The 23,711-nt window shown below is 71.0% G+C and carries 16 protein-coding genes; 10 read left to right on the plus strand and 6 right to left on the minus strand.

All coding sequences use genetic code 11. The features are described 5' to 3' along the window. Positions 1 to 35 precede the first annotated feature (35 nt). From JNB61_RS04875 to JNB61_RS04890, 4 genes are all read right to left on the minus strand, one after another. Positions 36 to 941 (minus strand): DNA-methyltransferase, encoded by a 906-nt coding sequence (locus JNB61_RS04875; RefSeq protein ID WP_220338902.1) that lies wholly within the window; start codon positions 939 to 941, stop codon positions 36 to 38. Further along, a complete protein-coding gene (locus JNB61_RS04880; protein ID WP_220338903.1) occupies positions 920 to 1,969 on the minus strand; it encodes a lipoate--protein ligase family protein in 1,050 nt (349 codons plus the stop codon). The genes JNB61_RS04875 and JNB61_RS04880 overlap by 22 nt, the downstream gene beginning before the upstream one ends. 100 nt (positions 1,970 to 2,069) lie before the next feature. Then, positions 2,070 to 3,665 carry a glycoside hydrolase family 6 protein gene (locus JNB61_RS04885; RefSeq protein ID WP_220338904.1) on the minus strand — a complete coding sequence of 532 codons (1,596 nt, stop codon included), beginning with the start codon at positions 3,663 to 3,665 and terminating at the stop codon, positions 2,070 to 2,072. A gap of 209 nt (positions 3,666 to 3,874) precedes the next feature. Then, positions 3,875 to 4,726 carry an alpha/beta hydrolase gene (locus tag JNB61_RS04890; protein ID WP_220338905.1) on the minus strand — a complete coding sequence of 284 codons (852 nt, stop codon included), beginning with the start codon at positions 4,724 to 4,726 and terminating at the stop codon, positions 3,875 to 3,877. A gap of 108 nt (positions 4,727 to 4,834) precedes the next feature. On the opposite strand from JNB61_RS04890, the gene JNB61_RS04895 reads away from it, so the two are divergent. Continuing rightward, positions 4,835 to 5,308: a MarR family winged helix-turn-helix transcriptional regulator gene (locus JNB61_RS04895; RefSeq protein ID WP_220338906.1), complete on the plus strand. Its 474-nt coding sequence runs from the start codon at positions 4,835 to 4,837 to the stop codon at positions 5,306 to 5,308. Positions 5,309 to 5,313: 5 nt separating this feature from the next. Further along, positions 5,314 to 6,663, plus strand: a complete 1,350-nt coding sequence (locus tag JNB61_RS04900) for an MFS transporter (RefSeq protein WP_374226628.1) — start codon at positions 5,314 to 5,316, stop codon at positions 6,661 to 6,663. 42 nt (positions 6,664 to 6,705) lie between these two features. Here the strand turns inward: JNB61_RS04900 and JNB61_RS04905 are convergent, their stop codons facing one another. Next, positions 6,706 to 9,135, minus strand: a complete 2,430-nt coding sequence (locus JNB61_RS04905; RefSeq protein WP_220338908.1) for a glycoside hydrolase family 2 TIM barrel-domain containing protein — start codon at positions 9,133 to 9,135, stop codon at positions 6,706 to 6,708. Further along, on the minus strand, positions 9,132 to 9,884 hold the full coding sequence (locus JNB61_RS04910; RefSeq protein WP_220288555.1) for a TetR/AcrR family transcriptional regulator: 753 nt from the start codon (positions 9,882 to 9,884) through the stop codon (positions 9,132 to 9,134). The genes JNB61_RS04905 and JNB61_RS04910 overlap by 4 nt, the downstream gene beginning before the upstream one ends. 197 nt (positions 9,885 to 10,081) lie before the next feature. Between JNB61_RS04910 and JNB61_RS04915 the strand changes: the two genes are divergently transcribed. The 8 genes from JNB61_RS04915 (at position 10,082) to JNB61_RS04950 (ending at position 23,667) form a co-directional block, all read left to right on the plus strand. Further along, positions 10,082 to 11,614 carry an ABC transporter substrate-binding protein gene (locus JNB61_RS04915; protein ID WP_220288554.1) on the plus strand — a complete coding sequence of 511 codons (1,533 nt, stop codon included), beginning with the start codon at positions 10,082 to 10,084 and terminating at the stop codon, positions 11,612 to 11,614. A 65-nt stretch (positions 11,615 to 11,679) separates the two neighbouring features. Then, a complete protein-coding gene (locus JNB61_RS04920; RefSeq protein WP_220338909.1) occupies positions 11,680 to 12,621 on the plus strand; it encodes an ABC transporter permease in 942 nt (313 codons plus the stop codon). Next, positions 12,618 to 14,480 carry a dipeptide/oligopeptide/nickel ABC transporter permease/ATP-binding protein gene (locus JNB61_RS04925; protein ID WP_220338910.1) on the plus strand — a complete coding sequence of 621 codons (1,863 nt, stop codon included), beginning with the start codon at positions 12,618 to 12,620 and terminating at the stop codon, positions 14,478 to 14,480. Before JNB61_RS04920 ends, JNB61_RS04925 begins: the two co-directional genes overlap by 4 nt. Beyond that, positions 14,477 to 15,367 (plus strand): ATP-binding cassette domain-containing protein, encoded by an 891-nt coding sequence (locus JNB61_RS04930; RefSeq protein ID WP_220338911.1) that lies wholly within the window; start codon positions 14,477 to 14,479, stop codon positions 15,365 to 15,367. The genes JNB61_RS04925 and JNB61_RS04930 overlap by 4 nt, the downstream gene beginning before the upstream one ends. An 89-nt stretch (positions 15,368 to 15,456) precedes the next feature. After that, a complete protein-coding gene (locus JNB61_RS04935; RefSeq protein WP_220338912.1) occupies positions 15,457 to 17,892 on the plus strand; it encodes a beta-glucosidase in 2,436 nt (811 codons plus the stop codon). Further along, on the plus strand, positions 17,889 to 19,019 hold the full coding sequence (locus JNB61_RS04940; protein ID WP_220338913.1) for a serine hydrolase domain-containing protein: 1,131 nt from the start codon (positions 17,889 to 17,891) through the stop codon (positions 19,017 to 19,019). Before JNB61_RS04935 ends, JNB61_RS04940 begins: the two co-directional genes overlap by 4 nt. Before the next feature lie 22 nt (positions 19,020 to 19,041). Continuing rightward, positions 19,042 to 21,867: an alpha-L-rhamnosidase gene (locus tag JNB61_RS04945; RefSeq protein ID WP_220338914.1), complete on the plus strand. Its 2,826-nt coding sequence runs from the start codon at positions 19,042 to 19,044 to the stop codon at positions 21,865 to 21,867. A gap of 39 nt (positions 21,868 to 21,906) precedes the next feature. Next, positions 21,907 to 23,667, plus strand: coding sequence for a DUF5605 domain-containing protein (locus JNB61_RS04950; RefSeq protein WP_220338915.1), 1,761 nt, complete (start codon positions 21,907 to 21,909; stop codon positions 23,665 to 23,667). Positions 23,668 to 23,711: the final 44 nt, after the last annotated feature.

Below are 23,711 nucleotides of genomic sequence, written 5' to 3' on the forward strand. Positions count from 1 at the left end.
TGTCGGTCCGCGCGTGAAGGCGTATAAGCGCTCGCTCACCGACCGGGTTCGGCGAACACGCGGGCGTGCGGCATCCGCTCGCGCATCACGGCGATCGCGTCGGGGTTGTGGTCCACGAGCACCGCGTCTCGCCCGAGCGCCGAAGCGACCGCGCCGGTCGTGCCCGAGCCCGCGAAGAAGTCGAGCACCCGGTCGCCGGGGCGCGACGACGCCTGCACGATGCGACGCAGGATCCCCTCGGGCTTCTGCGTCGGGTACCCGGTCTTCTCCCGGCCGGTGGTCGGCACGATCGTGTGCCACCAGACGTCGGTGGGGAGCTTGCCGCGCTCGGCCTTCTCGGGGGTGACGAGTCCCGGCGCCATGTACGGCTCGCGATCGACGGCCTCCGAGTCGAACCAGTACGACTTCGGATCCTTGACGTACACAAGGATCGTGTCGTGCTTCGTGGGCCAGCGTCTGCGCGTCTTGGCGCCGTAGTCGTAGGCCCAGATGAGCTCGTTGAGGAACCGCTCGCGCCCCACCAGCGCGTCCATGAGGACCTTGGCGTAGTGCGCCTCGCGGTAGTCGAGGTGCAGGTACAGAGTGCCGTCGTCGGCGAGCAGCCGCCACGCCTCGAGCAGCCGCGGCTCGAGGAAGCTCCAATAGTCGTCGAAGGTGTCGTCGTACACCCGCAGGTCGCCGCGGATCCGCTCGTACTCCCGACCGTGGAACCCGCGCCGCACAATCCTTTCAGCGGTCGGGGGGACGGATGCCGCGGACCGCGCGGTCTCGATGGACCGCTCCTGCGCGCGGCCCGTGTTGAACGGCGGGTCGAGATAGATCAGCGTGAAGGATGCGTCGGCCAGCATGCGCGAGACCACGAGGTTGTCGCCCTCGTGGATGTCGACGGAGCCGGGGGGCGCAGCATCCGTCGCCCCGATCAGGGGACCCGGCGAAGCCATGCGTCCGTCGCGAACTTCGACTCCACGAGCGCCTCGGCCTCGGCGTATTCGTCGTCGGTGATGTGCCCGGGGACGGCGCCGTAGAGGTTGGTGAAGGTCTCCTCGAGCTTGGCGATGATGGCCTCGCGCGGAAGTCCCGTCTGACGGCGGAGCGGGTCGACGCGCTTGGCCGCCGACATCGTGCCCTTGTCGCTGAGCTTCTCGCGGCCGATGCGCAGCACCTCGGTCATGACGTTGCCGTCCATGTCGTAGCTGAGGGTCGCGTGATGGAGCACTCCCCCGTTGGCGAGCCGCTTCTGCGCGGCGCCGCCGATCTTGCCCTGAGGCGAGGCGATGTCATTGAGCGGCTGATACGTCGCTTCGATGCCGAGGGCGCGCAGCGCCTGCAGCACCCAGTCGTCGAGGAACGCGTACGAGTCGGCGAACGTGAGCCCCGCGACCAGCGACGCCGGCACGTACAGGGAGTACGTGACGATCGAGTTCGCCCCCATGAGCATCGCGCCGCCGCCCGAGATCCGGCGGACGACGTCGTAGCCGTGGGTCGCGGCGCCCTCGGGATCCACCTCGTTGCGCAGGGACTGGAACGAGCCGATGACGACGGCGTTCTCGTCCCACTCCCAGATGCGCAGAGTCGGGCGACGGCGGCCGTCGCCGACGCGGCCGGTGAGCACCTCGTCGAGGGCGAGGTTCATGCGGGGCGAGACGGGCTTGTCGTGCACGATCTCCCAGTCGAAGTCCCGCCAGCCGGGCGCCGTCACGAGTGCCCTGCGCACCGCGGTGCCGACCGCCTCCGGCGTGAAGCCGAGCAGCTGCGCGCCCTCGGGGAGCGCCGAGCGCACGGCGGCCGCGATCGCCGCGACGTCGGATTCGATCGGGAGTCCGTTGACGGCGGCGTCGATGTCGGCGAGGGCGTCGTCGGGCTCGAGGAAGAAGTCCCCCGCTAGGTGGAAGTCCGCGATGCGGCCGTCGCGCTCCTCGAGGTCGACCACCACGAGCTTCCCGCCGGGCACCTTGTATTCGCCGTGCATGGGTTTCAGCCTATTGGCGCGCACGCCGTGAGCGTGCTCCGCCCGGCGGCCGGGAGCCATCGTCCCGGCCGCCGGGCGTGCGCCGGCTAAGCCCCGCGGGTCACGACGTGCACGCGCGCCCGTCGAGCAGGAACTGCCACGGCGTCTGCACCGGGCCGTCCGCATGAACGACGGTGTCAGGGGCGTTGCCCGTGCGCTTCGCGGCGCCGGTCACCGTGACGATCCCCTCGGCCTGCGCGACGGTCGCGCGCGTCGCCTTCGTGATCTGCTGCCCGTCGGGCACCGCGAAGGCGAGCGCGAAGCGCGAGCCGACCTCGCCGGAGAGGCGCACCGCGGCGGAGGCGCCGTCGAGGCTGGGCGTCCAGTCCACGTGGCAGTCGAGCGCTGCGATGCCGGGCTCGGCGAACGCGATCAGCTCGCGCGCCTGCTGCGTGAACCACTGGCCGGCCGCGGGGTCCTCGTAGCCGCGCTCGGGGTCGTTCGGACCGGCGGTGCCGCGGTAGCACTTGCCGTCGGACTCGCCGGGCACCTTGATCCAGAGGTAGGCGTCGACGAGCGGCACGTCGATGGTCGTGTCCGGACGCGCACCGAGGCCGCGGTCCGGCGGGTTGCACCAGTCCTCGTGCGTGTCGCCGTACGCTCCTTCGTGGTTCCACGGCCCGAGCCCGTTGCGGCTCGTGTCAATCACGAACCGAGTGGTCGGCGCGGTGGCGCCGAGGATCGAGGCGTAGCGCGAGTCCACCCCGGAGGTGTTGAGAGCCGGGTCCGCGGCATCCGGGCTCCACTCGCCGTACTGCGACATGCCCACGCCCTGCCAGTTCGTGGCAGGGCCGCCGTTCCAGTACTGGTTGCCGCACGAGCCGAAGTCGCCGGGGTTCACCTCGGTGACGTACGCGATGCACTGCGACACCCACGTCCCGTATGCGGTCGAATTGGCGGTGAACTGGTAGTTCGACGTGTTGAGGAAGAACCCGTCGGCGCGCTGCACGCCGGCCTTGAGCAGTCGGTCGGAGATCTCGCCGATGCTCAGCCAGGCCGCGTTCGTGCCGTCGAGGTAGACCGACGTCTCGGGAAGTGCGGCGAAGGCGTCGACGGCGTGGTTCAGCTGTTCGAAGCGGTCCGTCGCGGCCGTGCCGGCGGGCACTTCCGCAGGCTGGCACCACTCGACCTGTCCGTCGAGCGTCGTGTAGTGGGGAATGACCCCGAGCCCGTCGGGTTCGAGGATGACCGTGGCCTCGCGTCCGGCGATGCCCGCCGCGAACCCGTCGATCCAGGCGTTGTAGGCCGCGGTGTCCGCCGCGCCGCCCGCGGAGTACTGGGCGCAGTCGCGGAACGGGAGGTTGTACGCGACGAGCACGGGCATGCGGCCCTCCGCGGCTGCCGCGGTCACGACGGCGTCGACACCGGCCTCCACCTCGCCCGGCGTCCCGTCGGTGAACCAGGTCGCCGAGGCGATCGATCCCAGCAGCTGGGCGTCATCGCGCGCCTGCCCGCTCAGCGACTGGGCCGCTTCGAGGGTCGTGCTCCACGGATCGACGTAGAGCTCTGAGCCCGCGAGGCCGGTGCCGTCATCGGCGACCGCCGCGGTCGCCGTCAGCGGCACGGCGAGCGCGGCCACCAGCGCAGCCGCCGCACCGAGCGCGAGGGCCCGTCTGGTCGGCGGACCGCCGCGGAGTCGAGTGCGTGCCAGAGTCATGTGTCCTCCCTTGGACTTCTCGGCCACCGGGCGCCGTCGCCCCGGGGAGCATCATCGTGGCGCCATCCGAAGTCATGGGAGCGCTCCCACGATGATCACTGCGGCCAGGATGGCGTACGCGTCGCCCCGCCGTCAAACGCGCGCACCCGACCGCCGGGTGCCGCAGCGGCGTCCGTCCCCCCTCACGGTGGACGGACGGCACTCTCCGGTCAGGTGCGGTCCGCGATGCGCCTGTCGAGCCAGGCGAGCAGGTCGGCGCGCACCTCGGCCTGCATGACCTCGTTGAAGATCTCATGCCGCGCGTCGGGATAGATGAGCGTGGTCACGTCGGTGAAGCCGGAGCGGGTGCGGTACGCGTCGGCCAGCCGATGCACGCTCCGCGGGCCGCCGACGGTGTCGTCGCGGCCGATCATGAGGAGGATCGGGATGTCGCGGCCCAGGTTCTTTCGCGGCATGCCGTACATGCGGAGGGAGTCGATCACGCCGATGAGCTTGATCGGGTCTTCGCTCGTGGTGAGCGGATCGTCGATGAACGCTCGGCCCACGGACAGATCGCTCGAGAGCCACTCGGCTCCCGTCGCACCCGGACCGTTCCACGGCTTGTTGAGGTTCTTGGTGTGGATCGACCCCGGCATGCGCAGCGCCGTGCCGGTGAGCACGACAGCGTCATAAGCGTCGGGGTGATCGTTGACGAGCATCTGGGCGAGCACCGAGCCGCCGGAGTGTCCGAGCAGCACCAGAGGAAGCCCGGGGTTCTGTCCGCGGATCTGCTGGGTGAACTGCCACATCGCGGCGAGCGCGCCGCGCAGCCCGCCCTTGCCCAGGTGGCCGAGACGCGTCGCGTCGCCGCCGTGCTGGCCCATGCCGGTGCGCCCATGGCCGCGGTGGTCGGCCGCGTAGACGGTGTACCCGTCCGCGACGAGCGCGGCGATCAGCGCACCGTATCGTCCGGCGTGCTCGCCGATGCCGTGCAGCAGCTGCACGATCCCGCGCGGCGACGCCTGGGCCGGGTGGACGTCGTAGTGGATCGTGATGTCATGCGCGTCGATGAACTCGGGCATGCGCAGAAGTCTATGGGCGGGCAACATCTCACCCCCGCCTGACGCGGGAGGCGGCATCCGTCCCCAGACTTTCTTTAGCAAGGCTAATGAGCTATGCTAACTAACCGGATGAGCAGCAACGAGACTTCAGATGCAGACACCGGCCCCGACGCCGGAACCCACGCAGACCTCTCCCCCGCCGCATCGCAGCTGCGCATCGCGACGTTCCGGCTCGCGCGACGCATGCGCACGCAGCGCGCCGTCGACTCGATGAGCGACGGGCAGTTCGCGGTGCTCGCGGCCCTCAAGGTGCACGGTCCTCACACGCTCGGCGATCTCGCCGAGCGTGAGCGCGTGTCGGCCCCGTCGATGAACCGCACCGTCAACTGCCTGCAGGATTCCGGGTACATCGTGCGCGGCGCCGACGAGCGCGACGGCCGCAAGGTCGTGATCTCCCTCACCCCCGAGGGCACCGCCGTCGTGGAGGAGACCGCCCGACGCCGCGATGCCTGGGTCGAGGCCACCCTCGCCGAGCTCACGCCGGCCGAACGCGAGACCCTCGCCGCCGCCGCCGCGATCATGGAGCGGATGGTGGCCCGATGAGCGCGATGTTCCGGTCCTTCTCCGCCTTCAACTACCGCGTCTGGTTCATCGGCGCCCTCGTGTCCAACATCGGCGCGTGGATGCAGTCGACCGCGATCAGCTGGGTGGTGCTCACGGAGCTCACCGACAACGACGCCGCCGCGATGGGCGTCACGATGGCGCTGCAGTTCGCGCCGCCGCTCCTCCTCGTGGGCGTCACCGGCCTCGTCGCCGACCGCTTCGACCGCCGCAAGCTGCTTCTGGTCACCCAGAGCCTGCTGCTCCTGCTCGGCGTCGCGATCGGCGTGCTCATCTTCGCCGGTCTGATGACGCTGCCCATCATGTACCTCTTCGCCCTCGCGCTCGGCGTCGTCGCCGCGTTCGACAACCCGGCGCGCCAGGCCTTCGTCTCCGACCTCGTGGCCCGCGAGAACGCCTCGAACGCGGTCGCGCTGAATGCGGCGTCGTTCAACGGCGCCCGCATGATCGGTCCGGCCGTCGCGGGCATCGTCATCGTCGCGATCGGCACCGGCTGGGTGTTCGTCGCCAACGCGGTGACGTTCCTCGCCATGCTGGCGGCGCTCCTGCTCATCCGCACGCACGAGCTCGTACCTCGCGTCAAGGCGCCGCAGTCGTCCCGCCTCGCCGACGGCTTCCGCTACGTCGCCGGCCGCCCCGACCTCATCGTGACGTGCGCCATGGTGTTCCTCATCGGCGCATTCGGCATGAACTTCCCGATCCTCGCCTCGACCATGGCGGTCGAGTTCGGCAAGGAGGCCGACGGTTTCGGACTGCTGAGCTCGATCCTCGCGATCGGCTCCGTCGCGGGCGCCCTCATGGCCGCCCGCCGCGACCGCGCACGGCTGCGCGTCCTCATCATCGGCACCGCGATGTTCGGCGTCGCCGCCGTGGTGTCGGCGTTCATGCCGAACTACTGGCTCTACGCGATCACGCTCATGTTCACGGGCTTCGCGGTCGTCACCATGATGACGACGGCGAACGGCTACGTGCAGACGACGACCGACCCGGTGCTGCGCGGCCGCGTGCTGGCGCTGTACATGGCGATCCTCATGGGCGGCACTCCGATCGGCGCACCCATCGTCGGGTGGGTCGCGGCCGAGTTCGGCCCGCGCGTGGCGATCCTCGTCGGCGCGGTCGCCGCCTTCGTCGCCTTCGCGATCGGCTCCACGTGGCTGCTCTGGTCAGGACGCCTGCACCGCCACGAGCAGAAGCGGTTCCGCCTCACGCTCGACGAGACGCGGCCGCTGACGATCGTCGCGCCCGAGGAGTTCAGCGACGAGGTCGCCGGCACCACACCGATCCGCGTGCTCCCCGGCGACGAGGACGAGATCCGCACCCGCGCCCGCGCCAGCTGACACGCCGCCCGGACCCCGCCGGCCCGGACCCCGCGCAACGGGTCAGGAGACGGTCAGGGAGACGGATGCTGCAGCCAGCCCGTCTGCGGTCACGGTCACCGTCGCGACGCCCGGACCGGTGGGCCGCACGATCGCCAGCGCACGGCCGTCGTGGGTCGTGACCGAGGGACCCGAGAAGGACTCCTCGGTGCGGATGCGGCCGGTGCCCAGCGCGACGAGCTCGGCGTCGCCGGCGACGGTCACCGTGACGAGCCGGTCGGCGTCGACCGCGACGACGCCGTCCGCGTCGGCCAGCGAGATCGCGACGAACCCCAGTCCGTCGACCGGAACCTCGGACTCCTCGACGGATGCTGCGAGCCCCACCTCGCCGGCCGTGCGGAGGGTGCAGCGCCCGATCTCGGAACCGCCGGTGCGGGCGATCGCGACGAGCTCCCCCGGACGGTAGCGGGTCTCGAAGCACGCACGGAAGGTCTTCTCGGCCCCTACCGCGGCGACTCCCAGCGAGACGCCGTTCAGCTGGAGCTCGACCTCGTCGCCGGGCGCGTACACGTCGACCGTCACCGGCGCTCCGTGTGCGGCATCCCACGTCCACGACGACACCGTGTCGTCCCACCCCCAGGGCGTCGTCGCGGTGAGCCGGCCGTGGTGCCGCGGCGGATGCACCGCCAGGTACGGATCGGTGCGCAGTCCGAACACGATCTCGCGGTAGTACGAGACCGGGCGTCGGAAGCCCGTGATGTCGATGTCGCCGCAGCCGGCGAGCAGGTGCGGGTACGGTCCCGCGGTGCCGGTCGGCGTGTAGCCCGGTTCGTCGGGGTAGTCGACGCGGCCGATGCCGGCTTCGCCGAGGTAGTCCCAGCCCGTCCACGTGAAGTCGCCGATCACGTGATCGAGGCGCTCGACGAGCTCCCACATCTGCTCGATCCGCGACGGGAAGGTCTCCGACCCGACGATGACGCGGTTGGGGAAGTGTTCCCGGTCGAGCTCGTAGCGCGACTCGGCGTAGTTGAACCCGACGACATCGAGCACCGACGCCGACTCCTCCGTCGAGGCGGTCACGAGCTCCGACGCGTTGGCTCGGGCCATCATGTCGCCCATCGTCGCCATCATCGTGTTCGGGTCGGCTGCCGCGCTCTCGCTCGCCTCGTCGCCGCCGGCTTCGCGGAACCGCCCGAGATTGGCGATGATCCCGTTGATGCCGTTCGTGACGAAGCGGCTGTCGTCGTGCGCCCGGACCTCCTCGGCGAGGCGCCGGCTCCATGCGGAGCCCGCGGGCGTCGCGAGCTCGAGGATCTCGTTCCCGATCGAGTACATGATGACGCTCGGGCGGTTCACGTCCTTGGCGACGAGCGCCGCGATGTCGTGACGCCACCGCTCGGGGAAGCTCGGGGCGGCGTCGAACGCGACCTTCGAGCGGGTCCAGGTGTCGGTGAGCTCGTCCATCACGAGCACGCCGTGCCGGTCGCACGCGTCGAGCATCGCGCGGCTCATCGGGTTGTGGGCGCTGCGCAGCGCGTTGAAGCCGGCCGCCTTCAGCAGGCGCACCCGCCGGTCCTCGGCGGCGGCGAAGGTCGCCGCTCCCAGCGGCCCGCTGTCGTGGTGCACGCAGGCCCCGCGCAGCTTCACCGTCGCGCCGTTGATCCGCAGCCCGCGCGCCGCATCCACCTGCAGCCGACGGATGCCGAAGGCCGCAGCATCCGTGTCGATCACATCCCCGGCCTCGGTGGCGAGGGCGGTGCGCGCTTCGTACAGCACAGGTGCGTCGGTGCTCCACAGTGACGGGTCGTCGACGGCGAGCCGCACGCGCGCGACCGCGTCGGTACCGGGGAGCACCGTCACGGGTGCCGTGCCGCTCGCGACGTCAGAGCCGTCGGGGGAATGAAGGGTCCAGGTGAGACGGAGCGTACGCGTGTGGCGCGAGGCGTTGCGCACTGTCGTCGCGAGCTCGACGACGGCGCGATCCTCGTCGATGTCGGGCGTCGTCACGCGCGTGCCGTCGAGCGGGATGTGCACGGGATCGGCGACCACCAGGTGCACCGGACGATAGATTCCCGCACCGGAATACCAGCGGCTGTCGCGATGGGCACGGGCTTCCACCGTGACGCGATTGGGCTCGCCGTAGCGCAGGTAAGGGTCGAGCACAGCCTCGAAGGCGTTGTACCCGTTCGGCTCGTGAGTCACGGCATCGCCGCCCAGGAACACGACGGCGTCCCGGTAGACGCCCTCGAACTCCAGCCGCACGGTCTTCTCACGCCAGTCGTCGGGGACGTCGAACGTCTTCGCGTACTCGAAGACCCCACCGGGGACGTACCCCGTGTGCACCCCCTGGTCGCTGTCGGCGGAGCGGGGCAGGTCGCGCACGGCGTCGTGCGGCAGCCGCACGGACCGGGGCGCCGATTCCGGCGTGGGCGCTTCGAAGGCGCCGAGCTTCGGGCCGACGGTCCAGCCGTCCAGGAAGGGCTGGCGGATCATGCCTCGGCCGCGTCGATCGCTTCGGGGCTCGCGCCGTCGGAGGCAATCGACGACCCCGTGGTCTGCCCACCGAGCACGTCGAGCGCGTTCTCGATCCCGACCAGGTCGTATCCGCGGATGAGGCTGCGGAAGACCTCGTGGAGCGCCTCGGCCATGTCTGTCGACTCGGGGTCCAGCAGCCACTGCACCTGCAGACCGTCCATCAGCGCGATCGTCGCGACCGCCGCCCTGCCGGGATCGACGCCGTCGACGAGTCGCCCTGCGGCTGCCGCACGCTCGAAGGAGCCGGTCACGCTCGTGCGGACGTACTCGTAGCGGTTCACGAAGTAGTCGTGCGCGGGATGCGACGGCGCCGTCGCCTCGGCCGACAGCGTGGTGTACAGCTCGACGATCCCGGGCTGGGCTGCGTTGAACCGTGCGAGCTCGGCGAGCGCCCGCAGCGCCTCCACCCCGTCGGGAACATCGAAGTCGACGCGTTCCCGCGACAGATTGTCGCGGTGGTCGAGCAGTGCCAGCAGCAGGGCGCTCTTGCTGCGGAAGTGGTGCAGGAGCCCCGCCTCGCTCATCCCGACGCGCTCGGCCACCTCACGGAGGGAGCCGGCGCGGTAGCCCGACTGCGCGAACACCTCGAGCGCGGCATCGAGGATCGCGGTGCGCGTCTCCTTCGACTTGGCGTATTCGCCGCGGGGTTTGCGCGCCCGCGTGGGAGCGGTCTCCGCCTTGTCTGCGGCGGAAGTCTTCTCGGTCATCGTCACACCGTATCCCCGGGTCGTCTGGGCCATCTCGGTCGGTGCCCGCCCGGGTCCCTCTTCCTCCGTTCTATAACGAATTCCTAATGCTCGCTAGTTTTTAATATCAAAAACCTAGCGCTCACTAGAAATTGCTGTTAGCGTCTCCCGCCAGACGGCGATCCGCAGGGGCATCGCCACAGATGAAGGGACCAAGGATGTTCCGTTGGAAGGCCACAGCAGCCACCATCGCGATCGCCGCTCTCGCCCTCACCGGCTGCGCCGGTGCCGGGGACGACGGGTCGGGCGGAAGCGACTCCGGCCGCGCAGACCGGCTCACCCTCACGGCGATCGTCGCCCCCACGAGCTATGACATCGGCCAGGGCGCCGAGTACGGCAACCGCAGCCCGTTCTTCCAGGCGGTGTTCGACACCGTGCTGCAGAAGAACTCCGCGGGTGAGATCGAGCCCTGGCTCGCCACCGAGTGGGAGTACAACGAAGACAACACCGTGCTGACGCTGACGCTCCGCGACGACGTCGAGTTCACCGACGGCACGCCGCTGGACGCCGAGGCGGTCGTGGCCAGCTTCGAGCGCTTCCGCGACGGGACCTCCCCGCAGGCCGCGACCTTCGCCGGCAAGGAGTTCGCGGCGGTCGACGCCACCACCGTCACCATCACGCAGCCGGCGCCCGACCCGTCGCTCATCAACCTGCTGTCGATCGCCCCCGGCCTCATCCAGGCGCCGTCGACCTTCGACGACCCCGACTCGGCCACCGAGCCGATCGGCTCGGGTCCGTACGTGCTCGACACCGCGTCGACCGTCACCGGCACGACCTACGTCTATACCGCCAACCCGGACTACTGGAACGCGGATGCCGTCAAGTACGACAACCTCACCATCAACGTCATCGAGGACCCGACCGCGACCCTCAACGCCATGAAGGCGGGCGAGGCCAACGGCGCCAAGATCGTGAACAACGACACGATCCCCGAGATCGAGGCATCCGGCTGGACGATCGAGTCCAACGAGCTCGACTTCCACGGCCTGCTGCTCTTCGACCGCAACGGCGCCATGGCTCCCGAGCTCGCCGATGTGAAGGTGCGCCAGGCGATCAACATGGCCTTCGACCGCGAAGCGCTGCTCGAGGCCCTGCAGGCCGGCTACGGCACCGTCACCGAGCAGGTCTTCCCCGAGACGTCGGTCGGTTACGACGACGCGCTCGACAGCACCTACGAGTACGACCCGGAAGGCGCCAAGGAGCTCCTCGCCGAGGCCGGCTACCCCGACGGGTTCTCGATCGACATGATGTCGACCCCCGCCTTCCAGACCACGTTCGACCTCGTCGCGCAGCAGCTCGCCGACATCGGGATCACGGTCAACTACACCGACCCCGGCACCGGGAACTTCATCACCGACATGCTCGCCCCGAAGTACCCGGCGACGTGGATGGCCCTCGAGCAGAACCCGGACTGGCAGCTGATCAACTTCATGATCGCGCCCGACGCCACCTTCAACCCGTTCCACTCGCAGGACCCGCAGGTCGACGAGTACATCTCGACCATCCAGAACGGCACGGAGGACGAGGCGGAGCAGGCGACGAAAGACCTCAACGCCTGGATCGTCGAGAACGCCTGGTTCGCACCGTTCTTCCGGGTCCAGGGCACGTACGCGGTCGACGCGAACACGAACCTCGAGTTCTGGCCCACCAACGCCTACCCGTCGATCTTCGACTTCTCGCCGAAGAACTGAATCCTCTCCCCGCCCGCCTGCGCGCTCCGCGGGCGGGCGGGGAGACACCACCCACGGGAAGCGACATGCTTGCATTCATCCTCCGGCGCCTGCTGTCGGGCGTCATCCTCATCGCGGTGATCTCGTTCCTCGCGTTCGTCCTCCTCTACGCGTCGGGCGGCGACATCGCCCGCCGCATCCTGGGCGAGAACGCCACCGCCGAGACGGTCGCGAAGAAGACGGAGCAGCTGGGGCTCGACGAGCCGCTGCTGCAGCAGTACTGGAACTGGGTCACCTCCGCGCTCACCGGCGACATGGGCCGCAGCTGGTTCACCGGCGAGCTGGTCTCGACGAGCGTCAGCAACCGCCTCGCGGTCACCCTCTCGATCGTCATCGGCGCGACGATCGTCTCGGCCGTCATCGCGGTCGTCCTCGGCATCCTCGCCGCCCGCCGCGGCGGTTGGGTCGACGGCAGCGTCCAGGTGATCTCCCTCATCGGCTTCGCCATCCCCGGCTTCCTCATCGCGCTCGGCCTCGTGCTCGTGTTCGCGATCAACCTGGGCTGGTTCAAGGCCACCGGCTACGTGCCACTCACGACCTCGGTGGTGGGATGGCTCTCGTCCGTCACCCTCCCGATCGTGGCGCTGTCGATCGGCGCGATCGCGGCGGTGTCGCAGCAGGTGCGCGGCTCCGTCATCGACGCGGTCTCGCGCGACTACGTCCGCACGCTCCGCGCGCGCGGCCTCAGCACGAACTCCGTCGTCTACCGCCACGTGCTGCGCAACGCCGGAGGGCCTGCTCTCGCCGTGCTGGCCGTTCAGTTCATCGGCCTTCTCGGCGGTGCCGTCATCGTCGAACAGGTCTTCGCGATCCCCGGCATGGGCCAGCTCACGGTCCGCGCGACGACCCTGGGCGACATCCCCGTCGTGATGGGCGTGGTGATCGCGTTCGCGATCATCGTCGTCATCGTGAACCTCCTCATCGACCTCGCCCAGGCGGCGCTGAACCCGAAGGTGCGACTCTCATGACCGCCATCGACGTCCCCCTCGACGTACCGGTCGCCCCGGTACGCGTCTCGCTCTGGCGCCGCCTGCTGCGCCGACCCGTCGGCCTCGCCTCGCTGATCTTCCTGGTCCTGCTCGGAGTGATCGCCATCATCGGCCCGGCGATCGCCCCGCAGGACCCGAACTACGCCGACATCCGCAACGTGCTCGCCCCGCCGAGCGCGGCGCACCTCCTCGGCACCGACGGCAGCGGCCGCGACGTCTTCTCCCGCCTGCTGGCTGCCACCCAGACGACCGTCGCCGCGGCCCTTCTCGCCCTCGTCGTGGCGCTCGTCCTCGGCGTGATCAGCGGCCTCATCGCCGGCTACTACCAGGGCTGGTTCAACAGCGCGGCGACGTGGGTCACCGAGCTCAACATGGCGCTGCCCGGCATCGTGGTGCTCCTCGCGGCGCGCGCCGTGCTCGGACCGTCGGTGTGGATCTCGATGTTCATCTTCGGCATCCTGCTCGCACCTGCCTTCTACCGGCTGGTGTACGCGTCGGTGACCGCCGTGCGCACCGAGCTGTACGTCGATGCCGCGCGCGTGTCGGGTCTCAGCGACACGCGCATCATCGGACGCCACGTGCTCTCGGTGGTGCGAGCCCCGATCATCATCCAGTCCGCGATCATCGCGGGCATCGCCATCGCCATCCAGTCGGGACTCGAGTTCCTGGGGCTCGGCGACATCGCCGTGCCGACCTGGGGTCAGATGCTCAACGACGGCTTCAAGAACATCTACAAGGAACCGCTGCTGATGCTCTGGCCGTCTCTGGCGATCGCGCTCACCTGCATCGCCCTGACGCTCCTGGCCAACGTGATGCGCGACGAGATCGAGCGCACCGTGTCGGTGCGCCGCAAGCGCCGTCGTGCGGTCGCGACCGCGACCGGCTCGGTGGCCGCGGTGACGACCTCCGTCGGGCTCAGCGGCGGCGACGTCGTCGACCTGGACGAACCGCCGATCTTCGAGAGCGACGGTGTCATCGTCCACAAGGGCGACGCACGCACCAAGGCCACCGAGAAGGTGCTCGACGTCCGCGATCTCCACGTGGGCTACGACCAGCCCGACGGGTCGCACATCGAGGTCGTCCACGGCGTCTCGCTCGACATCCGCAAGGGCGAGGTGCACGGCCTGATCGGAGAGTCCGGCTCGGGCAAGACGCAGACCGCGTTCGCGGTGCTGGGTCTGCTCCCCCGCGGCGGCCACGTCACGGGCGGCTCCATCCTGTACGAAGGCGCCGAGCTCGCGGGCGCCGACGACCGCGGCTACGCCGGTCTGCGCGGCAGGCGCATCGGCTACATCCCCCAGGAGCCGATGTCGAACCTCGACCCGTCGTTCACGATCGGCAGCCAGCTGGTCGAGCCGCTGCGCAAGAACCTCGGCCTGTCGAAGAAGGCGGCCGCCGACCGCTCGCTCGAGCTGCTGGCACGCGTCGGCATCCCGAACCCGAAGCGCACGTTCGACGCCTACCCGTTCGAGGTCTCGGGCGGCATGGCGCAGCGCGTGCTCATCGCGGGCGCGGTCTCGACCGACCCGGACCTGATCATCGCCGACGAGCCGACCACGGCCCTCGACGTCACCGTGCAGGCCGAGGTGCTCGAGCTGCTGCGCGACCTGCAGGCCGAGCGACACATGGCCATGCTCCTCGTCACGCACAACTTCGGCGTCGTCGCCGACCTGTGCGACCGGGTCACGGTCATGCAGAGCGGCCGGTTCGTCGAGCAGGGCCCGGTGCGCGCGATCTTCAACGACGCGCAGCACCCGTACACCCGGGCGCTGCTGGACGCGATCCTCGACGAGGGTCCCGCCCGTGGCCCGCTCGTCACGAAGGGAGCACGAGCATGAGCACTCCGCTGGACACCCGGGTGCAGGCCGCCCCGTCCCAGGACACCCCGCTGCTGGACGTCAAGGACCTCGTCGTCGAGTACCCCGGCAAGGGCTTCCGCGCGCAGCCGTTCCGGGCCCTCAAGGGCGTCTCGCTCGACATCCTGCCGGGCGAGACCATGGGCCTCGTCGGCGAGTCGGGGTCGGGCAAGACCACGCTCGGCCGTGCCGCGCTCGGGCTCGCGCCGGTGACCGAAGGGTCGATCATGTACGACGGGCGCGACATCTCGCACCTGAAGCGCCAGCAGCGCCGGGCGCTCAGCTCCGAGATCCAGGTCGTGTTCCAGGACCCGTACTCGTCGCTGAACCCGTCGATGACCATCGAGCAGATCCTCACCGAGCCGCTCACCGCGGCGGGCGTCTCGTCGAGCGCGGCGAAGGGACGCGTGCGCGACCTGCTCGATCAGGTCGGGCTGCCGGCCGACGCCCGCGGGCGCCTCCCCCGCGAGTTCTCGGGAGGTCAGCGCCAGCGCGTCGCGATCGCGCGGGCGCTCGCCCTTGAGCCGCGGCTCATCGTGTGCGACGAGCCGGTGTCGGCGCTCGACCTGTCGACACAGGCCCGCGTGCTCGATCTGTTCATCGACATCCAGAACCGCACCGGCGTCGCGTACCTCTTCGTCACGCACGACCTCGCGGTGGTGCGCCACATCAGCCACCGCGTGGCCGTGATGTACCGCGGCGAGATCGTCGAGACCGGTGACGGCGACCGGGTGACCTCCGAGCCCCGGCACCCGTACACGCAGCGGCTCTTCATGGCTGCGCCCGTGCCCGACCCCGACAAGCAGGAGCAGCGCCGCACCGCACGGCGCGCCCTCCTCGACGCCGAAGCGTCCGCGAGCGTCGCCTGACGAAGACGGATGCTGCGGCCCGCCGCCTTCCACGGGCGCCGGGTCGCCGCATCCGTCCCCTGAAACCCCTTGAGAAAGAGCCTCCCCTGATGACCGACACCGACACCGCCACCTCCACCCATCCGGACTCGGTGGTGCACCTCGTTCCGCTGCTCGAGCGCCTCACGCTCGAGCAGAAGGCCGCTCTCGTGCAGGGCGCCGACTTCTGGACCACCGTTCCCCTGCCCGAGATCGGCCTGCGGGCGATGACCCTGTCGGATGGTCCGGCCGGCGTCCGCGGTCCCCGATGGGACGAGCGCGACCCATCCCTCAACCTGCCGTCGGGATCGGCCCTCGCCGCCTCGTGGGACGTCGACCTGGCCTACCGCTACGGGGCGGCCGCCGCATCCGAGGCCCGCCGCAAGGGTGTCGACGTCGTCCTCGGGCCGACGATCAACCTGCACCGGTCGCCGCTCGGCGGCCGGCACTTCGAGTGCTTCAGCGAGGACCCCGAGCTGAGCGCCGAGCTCGCCGCCGCGTACGTGCGGGGCCTGCAGGACAACGGCGTCGCCGCGACGCCCAAGCACTACGTCGCCAACGACTCCGAGACCGACCGGTTCACCGTCGATGTGCGTGTGGACGAGCGCGTGCTGCGCGAGCTGTACCTCGCCCCGTTCGAGCGCGCCGTCGAAGCCGGCGCCTGGGCCATCATGAGCGCCTACAACGCGGTCGACGGCGTGACCATGACCGAGAACGACCTGCTCGAGACGCCGCTCAACTCGGAGTGGGGATTCGACGGCGTCGTCATCAGCGACTGGACCGCCGTCCGCTCGCTCGGTTCCGTGCCCGCGGCGCAGGACCTCGCGATGCCCGGCCCCGCACCGGCATGGGCCGAACTCGTCGATGCGATCCGCGACGGGCGGGTCGCCGAGGCCGACCTCGACCGCAAGGTCCTGCGCCTGCTGCTCCTCGCCGAGCGGGTCGGGGCACTCGGCGACGCCACACCGCTCGAGCCCGCTCCGCTCGACGGCCCCGCGTTCGCGCGCGCCGCCGCCGTCGAAGGCACCGTGCTGCTGCGAAATGACGGGGTTCTGCCGCTGGATGCCGCGTCACTCGGCCGCGTCGCCGTCATCGGTCAGAACGCGCGCGAGGCGCGCACGCAGGGCGGTGGCAGCGCCACCGTGATCCCCGAGGCCGTGGTCTCGCCGCTCGACGCGATCCGCGCCGCCGTGCCGGGCGCCGACGTCCGCTTCTCGATCGGAGCCGTGGTGCAGGAGGGGGTCGCCGAGATCCCGCTCGCGCAGCTGACGAACCCCGCCACGGGCGAGGCGGGCGTGCGCGTCGCCTTCTTCGACTCCGACGGCACCGAGCTGTTCGCCGAGAACCGCCGCTCGACGGCCCTGGTGTGGTTCGGCGGGGATGCGCCCATCGCGGCGAGCGCCACGGTGGTGTTCGAGACCCTCTTCACTCCCTCCGAGACCGGCGAGATCGAGCTCGGCTTCGCCGGCGCCAACCCCGGCAAGCTGTACGTCGACGGCCGCCTGGTGCTCGACGACTCGCCCGTCATCGAGGGCGCCGACCTCGGCGCGGCCTTCCTCAACCCGCCCTCGGTCACGGCCACCGTCGCCGTCGAGGCCGGCCGCGAGACGGCGGTCCGCGTGGAGTTCACGCGCGAGCGCCACGGCGCGCTGTCGGGTGCGCTCAGCGCCACGCTCGGCATCGCCCCCGAGCGCACCGACCCCGATGAGCTCATCGCGCGCGCAGTGGCGGAGGCCGAGGCATCCGAGATCGCCGTCGTCGTGGTGGGCACGAACGCGAAGGTGGAGTCCGAGGGCTACGACCGCACCAGCCTCGACCTCCCGGGCCGCCAGGACGATCTGGTGCGCGCGGTCGCGGCGACCGGCACCCCGACGATCGTCGTCGTCAACGCCGGCTCGCCGGTCGTGCTGCCGTGGGCGGGCGAAGTCGCCGCCGTCGTGCAGGGGTATTTCGGGGGTCAGGAGTTCGGGCACGCCGTCGCAGACGTCCTGACGGGTGCCGCGGAGCCCGGTGGGCGCCTCCCCACGACGTGGCCGGCCGCGCTGGCCGACGTGCCGGTGATCGAAGTCGTGCCCACGGGTGGGCGCCTCGAATACCGCGAAGGCCTGCACATCGGCTACCGGGCGTGGCTGAAGGCGGGCGCCGAGCCGGCGTTCCCGTTCGGCCACGGCCTCGGCTACACGACGTGGTCGTGGGGGGCGGCACGGCGCGCGGGCGACACAATCGAGGTCACGCTCGCGAACACCGGCGACCGCGCCGGCAAGCAGGTCGTGCAGGTGTACGCAGAGCGCACGGCCTCGGGCGTGGAGCGCCCCGAGCGATGGCTCGTCGGGTTCGCCACCGTGCACGCCGCCGCCGGCGAGACGGTGACCGCGACCGTGCCCGTTCCGCAGCGTCGCCTCGCGCACTGGGCCGGCGAGTGGGTCGTCGAGCCCGGAGCGTTCACGCTCCGCGTCGGCGCCTCGGTGGCCGACCTGCCCCTGTCGATCGACTGGACCGTCGCGTGAAGCCGGTCGACGCCGCCCACCTGAACGGGAGCGCCGACCCACGCCTCGACGACGTCGTCGCGCGCCTCGACGGGCTGCTCGCCGCCGATCCCGACCTGTCGTTCCAGGTCGCCGCGTTCCACGACGGGCGCCCCGTGCTCGATGCGTGGGGCGGACCGCACCTGGCAGAGGACTCGGTCATCGTCCCGTACTCGGTGACGAAGAACACGATCGGCCTCGCCGTCGGCCTGCTCGTCGAGCGGGGCGAGCTCGACCTCGACGAGCGTGTCGCGGCCTACTGGCCCGAGTTCGCCGCCAAGGGCAAACAGCACGTGACGGTGCGTCAGCTGCTCTCCCACCAGGCGGGTCTGCCGCAGGCTGCGCCCGCGCTCACGTGGGACGAGCTGCTCGACCACCACGCGGCGGCCGGTCGGCTCGCCGCGAGCCGCCCGTTCTGGCACCCGGGGGGCGCGTTCGGCTACCACGCGATCACGATCGGCAACCTCGGCGACGAGCTCGTCTTCCGGGTGACCGGCCGAACGCTCCACGAGTTCTACGAGCAGGAGATCCGCGCGCCCCACGGCGTCGACTTCTTCCTCGGCCTGCCCACCGAACAGGAGCATCGCCGCGTCGACGTGCTGCCGATGATCAGGCCGGTGTCCGACACCACCACGGCGACCTTCTCGGCGCTGGGCCCGGTCGTCTTCGGCTCGATGGGCGGCGAGGTCGACCTCGCCAACTCCCGGCGCAGCTGGGAGTACGGCCATCCGGCCGGTTCGGGCACCGGGACCGCCCGCGGCCTCGCACGCCTGTTCGCCGCGGCGGTGACGGGCGTCGACGGCGCCGAGCCGTTCCTCGGCGCCGACGCGGTGGCTGAGATCGGCCAGCAGCAGATCCGGGGCTACGACGAGGTGCTCCACCAGCATGACCGTGCGCACGCGATCGTGTTCCAGAAGCCGTCGCAGCAGCTGGCGTTCGGCGGTCCGCGTTCGTTCGGCCATGACGGCGCGGCCGGAGCGCTCGCCTGCGTCGACCCCGACACCGGTCTGGCGTTCGCGTGGACGATCGCGCGCGGCCCGTGGCCAGGCGGCGCCGACCCCCGTGCCGTGGCGCTCGCCCGGGAACTCGGCATCCGGCTGTCCTCCTGAAACTCACCTCCGAAGGAACCTCGTGACCACGCTCCACACCCCGCTCGTCAGCGTCGCCACGCTGCGCGCGGAGCTCCGGGACGACACCGCGTTCGTCGCGACGTCTGCGCCCCGACTGACCTGGACCGTCTCTGCCACGGCGGGCTGGATCCAGGCCCGCGCCGAGATCACCGACGGCATCGAGACCGTCTCGCACGACAGCGGCGACTCGGTGCTCGTCGCGTGGCCGTTCGCGCCGCTCGCCGCCGGTGAGACGCGCGAGGTCCGGGTCCGGGTGCACGCCACCGACGGTCGCTCGACGCCGTGGAGTGCGCCGCGCGAGGTCTCGGCGGGATTCCTCGCCGACGGCGAATGGGCGGCTCAGCCCATCGGCCTGGCCGCACCCGAGCGCGACGCGCAGCCCGCGCTGGTGCGAACGGGCTTCACCGTCGACCGTCCCGTCGAGCGCGCCGTGCTCTTCTGGACCGCACTCGGCGTCGCCGAGCCGGAGCTGAACGGCACGCCCGTCTCGGACGACGTGCTCTCCCCCGGGTGGACCGCGTACCGCGACCGTCTGGTGCACGAGACCGTCGACGTGACCGCCCTCGTCCGTGAGGGCGAGAACGTGCTGGGCGCGTCGATCGCGGGCGCCTGGTACACCGAGAAGTACGGCTTCTTCACCTTCACGAACCGCCTCTACGGAACGCACCCGTCGTTCCTCGCGCAGCTGCGCGTCACGTATACCGACGGCTCGTCCGAGACTCTGGCGGCGACCGGCGAAGGGTGGAGCGCGACCGGCGACGGCCCCGTCGTCGACAGCGGCATCTACGCCGGCGAGCATCAGGACCTGCGGCGGCAGATCACGGGATGGTCCGCCCCTGCGATGTCGCATGCCGGCTGGAGCCCCGCCCGCGTGGGGGCCGCAGCCCTTCCCGGGTACGAGAACGTGCCCGTGCCCGAAGCCCGCGTCGCTCCGCCCGTGCGCCGCACCGAGACGCTGCCGGTCGTCGACGTCATCGAGACGCCCTCCGGCGGGCGGATCCTCGACTTCGGCCAGAACCTCGTCGGCCGGGTGCGGCTGCGCGTGAAGGGGGCCGCCGGCGCGCGCGTGGTGGTGCGTCACGCCGAGGTCCTCGAAGACGGCGAGCTCGGCATCCGTCCCCTCCGCAACGCGCGCGCGACCGCGACGTTCGACCTCTCGGGCGCCCACGATGTGCTCGAGTCGCGGTTCTCGTTCTACGGCTTCCGCTATGCCGAGGTGACCGGCCACGACGTCGATCCGTCCGAGGTCGAGGCGGTCGTGCTGCACACCGATCTGGTCCGCACCGGCTGGTTCGCCTCGTCACACGCCCAGCTGGACCGGCTGCACGAGAACGTCGTGTGGGGCATGCGCGGCAACTTCCTGTCGATTCCGACGGACTGCCCGCAGCGTGACGAGCGGCTGGGCTGGACCGGCGACATCCAGGTGTTCTCGCCCACGGCGAGCTTCCTCTACGACGTCGACGGCTTCCTGACGTCGTGGCTGCGCGATCTCTCGCTCGAGCAGGCCCGCAACGACGGAACGGTGCCCGTCGTCGTCCCCGCCGCGCTTCCCTCGTTCGGCGGGCTCGGGCCCACCGCGGCATGGGGCGACGCGGCGACCGTCGTGCCGACGGTGCTGCACGAGCGCTTCGGCGACACCGGTGTTCTGGCCGCGCAGTACCCGAGCATGAAGGCGTGGGTCGACGCCGTGCTCCGCGACGCGGGCGACAGCGGCCTGTGGGCCGGCCGCATGCAGCTCGGTGACTGGCTCGACCCATCGGCCCCGCCCGACAAGCCCGGTCAGGCGAAGGTCGACGGCGACATCGTCGCGACGGCGTACCTCGCCCGGTCGCTGCGCCACGTCAGCGACGCCGCGTCCCTTCTGGGAGAGGACACGGATGCTGCGGCCTACGCGGCACTCGCGGAGCGCAGTCGCGCCGCCTTCGTCGCCGAGTACGTCACCCCCGCCGGTCGCATGATGAGCGACGCCCCGACCGCCTACGCCCTGGCACTGGAGTTCGGCCTCGTCACCGACCCGGGCGTGCGCGACGCCCTCGCCGAGCGTCTCGCCGCACTCGTGCGCGAGGGCGGCTACCGGATCGGCACCGGCTTCGTCGGGACCCCGCTGGTCGCCGACGCCCTCACACGCGCCGGCAGGCTCGCCGCGGCGGAGCGCCTGCTCCTGCAGACCGAGTGCCCGTCGTGGCTCTACCCGGTCACGATGGGCGCGACCACGGTGTGGGAGCGGTGGGACAGCCTCCTGCCCGACGGCTCGGTGAACCCCGGCGAGATGACGTCGTTCAATCACTACGCCCTCGGCGCGGTCGCCGACTGGCTGCACCGCTCGGTAGCCGGGCTCGCGCCCGCCGAGCCGGGCTACCGCCGGCTGCGGATCGCGCCGCGGCCGCTCGCGGCACTCGAGCACGCGTCGGCCCGGCATGTGACGCCGTACGGCGAGGCATCCGTGTCGTGGCGTCGTCAGGGCGACGAGGTCGTCGTGACCGCCGAGGTTCCGCCGAACACCACGGCCGAGGTGGACCTCCCCGGAGGGCCGCTTCTCGCCGAGGTGGGCTCGGGGCGGCATGAATGGCGGGTCCCGGCGGAGCAGGCACCCGCCTTGCGACCCCTGCCGGGTCTCACCGCCTCCCTCGCCGACGTGATCGACGACCCGCGCGCCTATCAGGCGCTGCTGGACACGCTCGGCGAGGCAGACGAGGATCGGGCGCGGACCGTGCGCACCGAGACCCGCTGGGCCGCAGGACGCCCGGTCGCGACCGCCCTCATGTTCACGCCGCCGGCTCTGCGGGACGCCGTGGACACCGCGATCCGCTCCGCCACGGCGCACTGACGCCCCGACCCGCCCGCGAGACAGAAGGAACGACCCACGATGTTCGACCGCGCCTCCACGTTCGGAGACACCCTCGACAGTCCCGCCGGCCGCGCCGTGCTCGAGACCCACCTCCCCGGCATCGCCGCGTCGCCGATGGCGGCGCAGTTCCGCGGCGCGCGACTCGGCCAGCTCGTGGCCCTCGTGCCCGCGCTGGAGGACCCCGATGCGCAGGCGCGTCTGTGGGACGCCCTCGCCGCCTTGGATGACGGCGACGACGCGCGTGCCCCGTACGCCCCGGCGATCGGACCCGATCCCGCCTACGAGGGCGGGAAGGTCGCTCGGGGCTCAGCATCCGTCGTCCTTCCCTCCCCGACGGCGAAGTGGGGCGTGCTCGAGGTGCGCCTCGACGGGCCGAGCCACGGCAACCCGTTCGTCGATGTCGAACTCGACGCCGTGCTCACACGGCCCGACGGCTCGACCGTGCGGGTCGGCGGCTTCTACGACGGAGACGGGCGGTACCTCGTGCGCGCGCTCGCCGACGCCGAGGGCGACTGGACCTTCGTCACGCGCTCGACGGCGCGGTCGCTGGACGGTCTCCGCGGAACGCTCACCGTGACCGGAGCGCGCGACGGCGCACATGGGCCGGTGCGGGTCGACGGATTCCACTTCCGGCACGCCGATGGCACGCGCCATCGTCCGCTGGGCACCACGGCGTACGCGTGGACGCATCAGAGCGACGAGCTGCAGGAGCAGACTCTGCGCACGCTCGCGGCGGCGCCGTTCACGAAGATCCGGATGTGCCTGTTCCCCAAGTCGTACCTCTTCAACGCGAACGAGCCCGCGGACTTCGTGTTCCCCGGCTCGCTCGACGCCGGCTTCGACCTCGAGCGGTTCGATCCGGCGCACTTCCGCCGGCTCGAGCAGCGCATCGCGCAGCTCGGCGAGCTGGGGATCGAGGCCGACCTCATCCTGTTCCATGCGTACGACCGGTGGGGCTTCGCCGACCTCGGTCCCGCCGTCGACGAGCGCTACCTGCGCTACGCCGTGCGGCGCCTCGCCGCATTCTCGAACGTGTGGTGGTCGATGGCCAACGAGTACGACCTGCTGTGGTCGAAGACCGGCGCCGACTGGGAGCGCCTGGCAGCCGTCGTCGGTGAGGAGGACCCGTTCGGGCATCTCAACTCGATCCACAACTGCCGCCCGCTCTACGACTACGCGAAGCCCTGGATCACGCACGTCAGCATCCAGCGCGTCGACGTCTACCGCACCGCCGAGAACACCGACCAGTGGCGCGAGAACTGGGGCAAGCCCGTCGTGATCGACGAGTGCGCCTACGAAGGCGACATCGACCAGGGCTGGGGCAACATCACAGGCGAGGAGATGGTCCGCCGGTTCTGGGAGGGTGCGGTGCGCGGCGGCTACGTCGGCCACGGCGAGACGTACCTCCCTTCGGCGCTGGGGCTTGCCGACGACGTGCTGTGGTGGTCGAAGGGCGGGGTGCTGCACGGCACGTCGCCGGAGCGCATCGGGTTCCTCGAGGGATTGCTCGCCGAGGCGCCCGACGGCGTCTGGGACCCGCTCCCCTCCGACTGGGACGTCCCGTGGGGCGGCACCGACACCCACCGGGTCGGCTACTTCGGCTTCAACCGTCCCCGCTTCCGCAACGTCGTGCTCGGCGACGGCGAATGGACGATCGACGTCATCGACACCTGGAACATGACGGTGGAGCGCCTCGAAGGCACCCACCGCTCCAGCGTGCGCGTGCCGCTGCCGGGTCGCCAGTTCATGGCCGTCCGCGCGATCCGCGTCGCCGACTGACCGCGCGGATCGGCGACCGCGCCGGGACGCAGCATCCGTCGCGG

It is taken from the genome of Microbacterium ureisolvens (genome assembly GCF_019511645.1).
Classification (GTDB): domain Bacteria; phylum Actinomycetota; class Actinomycetes; order Actinomycetales; family Microbacteriaceae; genus Microbacterium; species Microbacterium ureisolvens_A.

Bases quoted from the DNA above. Each gene is read 5' to 3' on its own strand.
- JNB61_RS04875 (WP_220338902.1), bottom strand. From the start codon at position 941: ATGGCTTCGCCGGGTCCCCTGATCGGGGCGACGGATGCTGCGCCCCCC.
- JNB61_RS04880 (WP_220338903.1), bottom strand. From the start codon at position 1,969: ATGCACGGCGAATACAAGGTGCCCGGCGGGAAGCTCGTGGTGGTCGAC.
- JNB61_RS04885 (WP_220338904.1), bottom strand. From the start codon at position 3,665: ATGACTCTGGCACGCACTCGACTCCGCGGCGGTCCGCCGACCAGACGG.
- JNB61_RS04890 (WP_220338905.1), bottom strand. From the start codon at position 4,726: ATGCCCGAGTTCATCGACGCGCATGACATCACGATCCACTACGACGTC.
- JNB61_RS04895 (WP_220338906.1), top strand. From the start codon at position 4,835: ATGAGCAGCAACGAGACTTCAGATGCAGACACCGGCCCCGACGCCGGA.
- JNB61_RS04900 (WP_374226628.1), top strand. From the start codon at position 5,314: ATGTTCCGGTCCTTCTCCGCCTTCAACTACCGCGTCTGGTTCATCGGC.
- JNB61_RS04905 (WP_220338908.1), bottom strand. From the start codon at position 9,135: ATGATCCGCCAGCCCTTCCTGGACGGCTGGACCGTCGGCCCGAAGCTC.
- JNB61_RS04910 (WP_220288555.1), bottom strand. From the start codon at position 9,884: ATGACCGAGAAGACTTCCGCCGCAGACAAGGCGGAGACCGCTCCCACG.
- JNB61_RS04915 (WP_220288554.1), top strand. From the start codon at position 10,082: ATGTTCCGTTGGAAGGCCACAGCAGCCACCATCGCGATCGCCGCTCTC.
- JNB61_RS04920 (WP_220338909.1), top strand. From the start codon at position 11,680: ATGCTTGCATTCATCCTCCGGCGCCTGCTGTCGGGCGTCATCCTCATC.
- JNB61_RS04925 (WP_220338910.1), top strand. From the start codon at position 12,618: ATGACCGCCATCGACGTCCCCCTCGACGTACCGGTCGCCCCGGTACGC.
- JNB61_RS04930 (WP_220338911.1), top strand. From the start codon at position 14,477: ATGAGCACTCCGCTGGACACCCGGGTGCAGGCCGCCCCGTCCCAGGAC.
- JNB61_RS04935 (WP_220338912.1), top strand. From the start codon at position 15,457: ATGACCGACACCGACACCGCCACCTCCACCCATCCGGACTCGGTGGTG.
- JNB61_RS04950 (WP_220338915.1), top strand. From the start codon at position 21,907: ATGTTCGACCGCGCCTCCACGTTCGGAGACACCCTCGACAGTCCCGCC.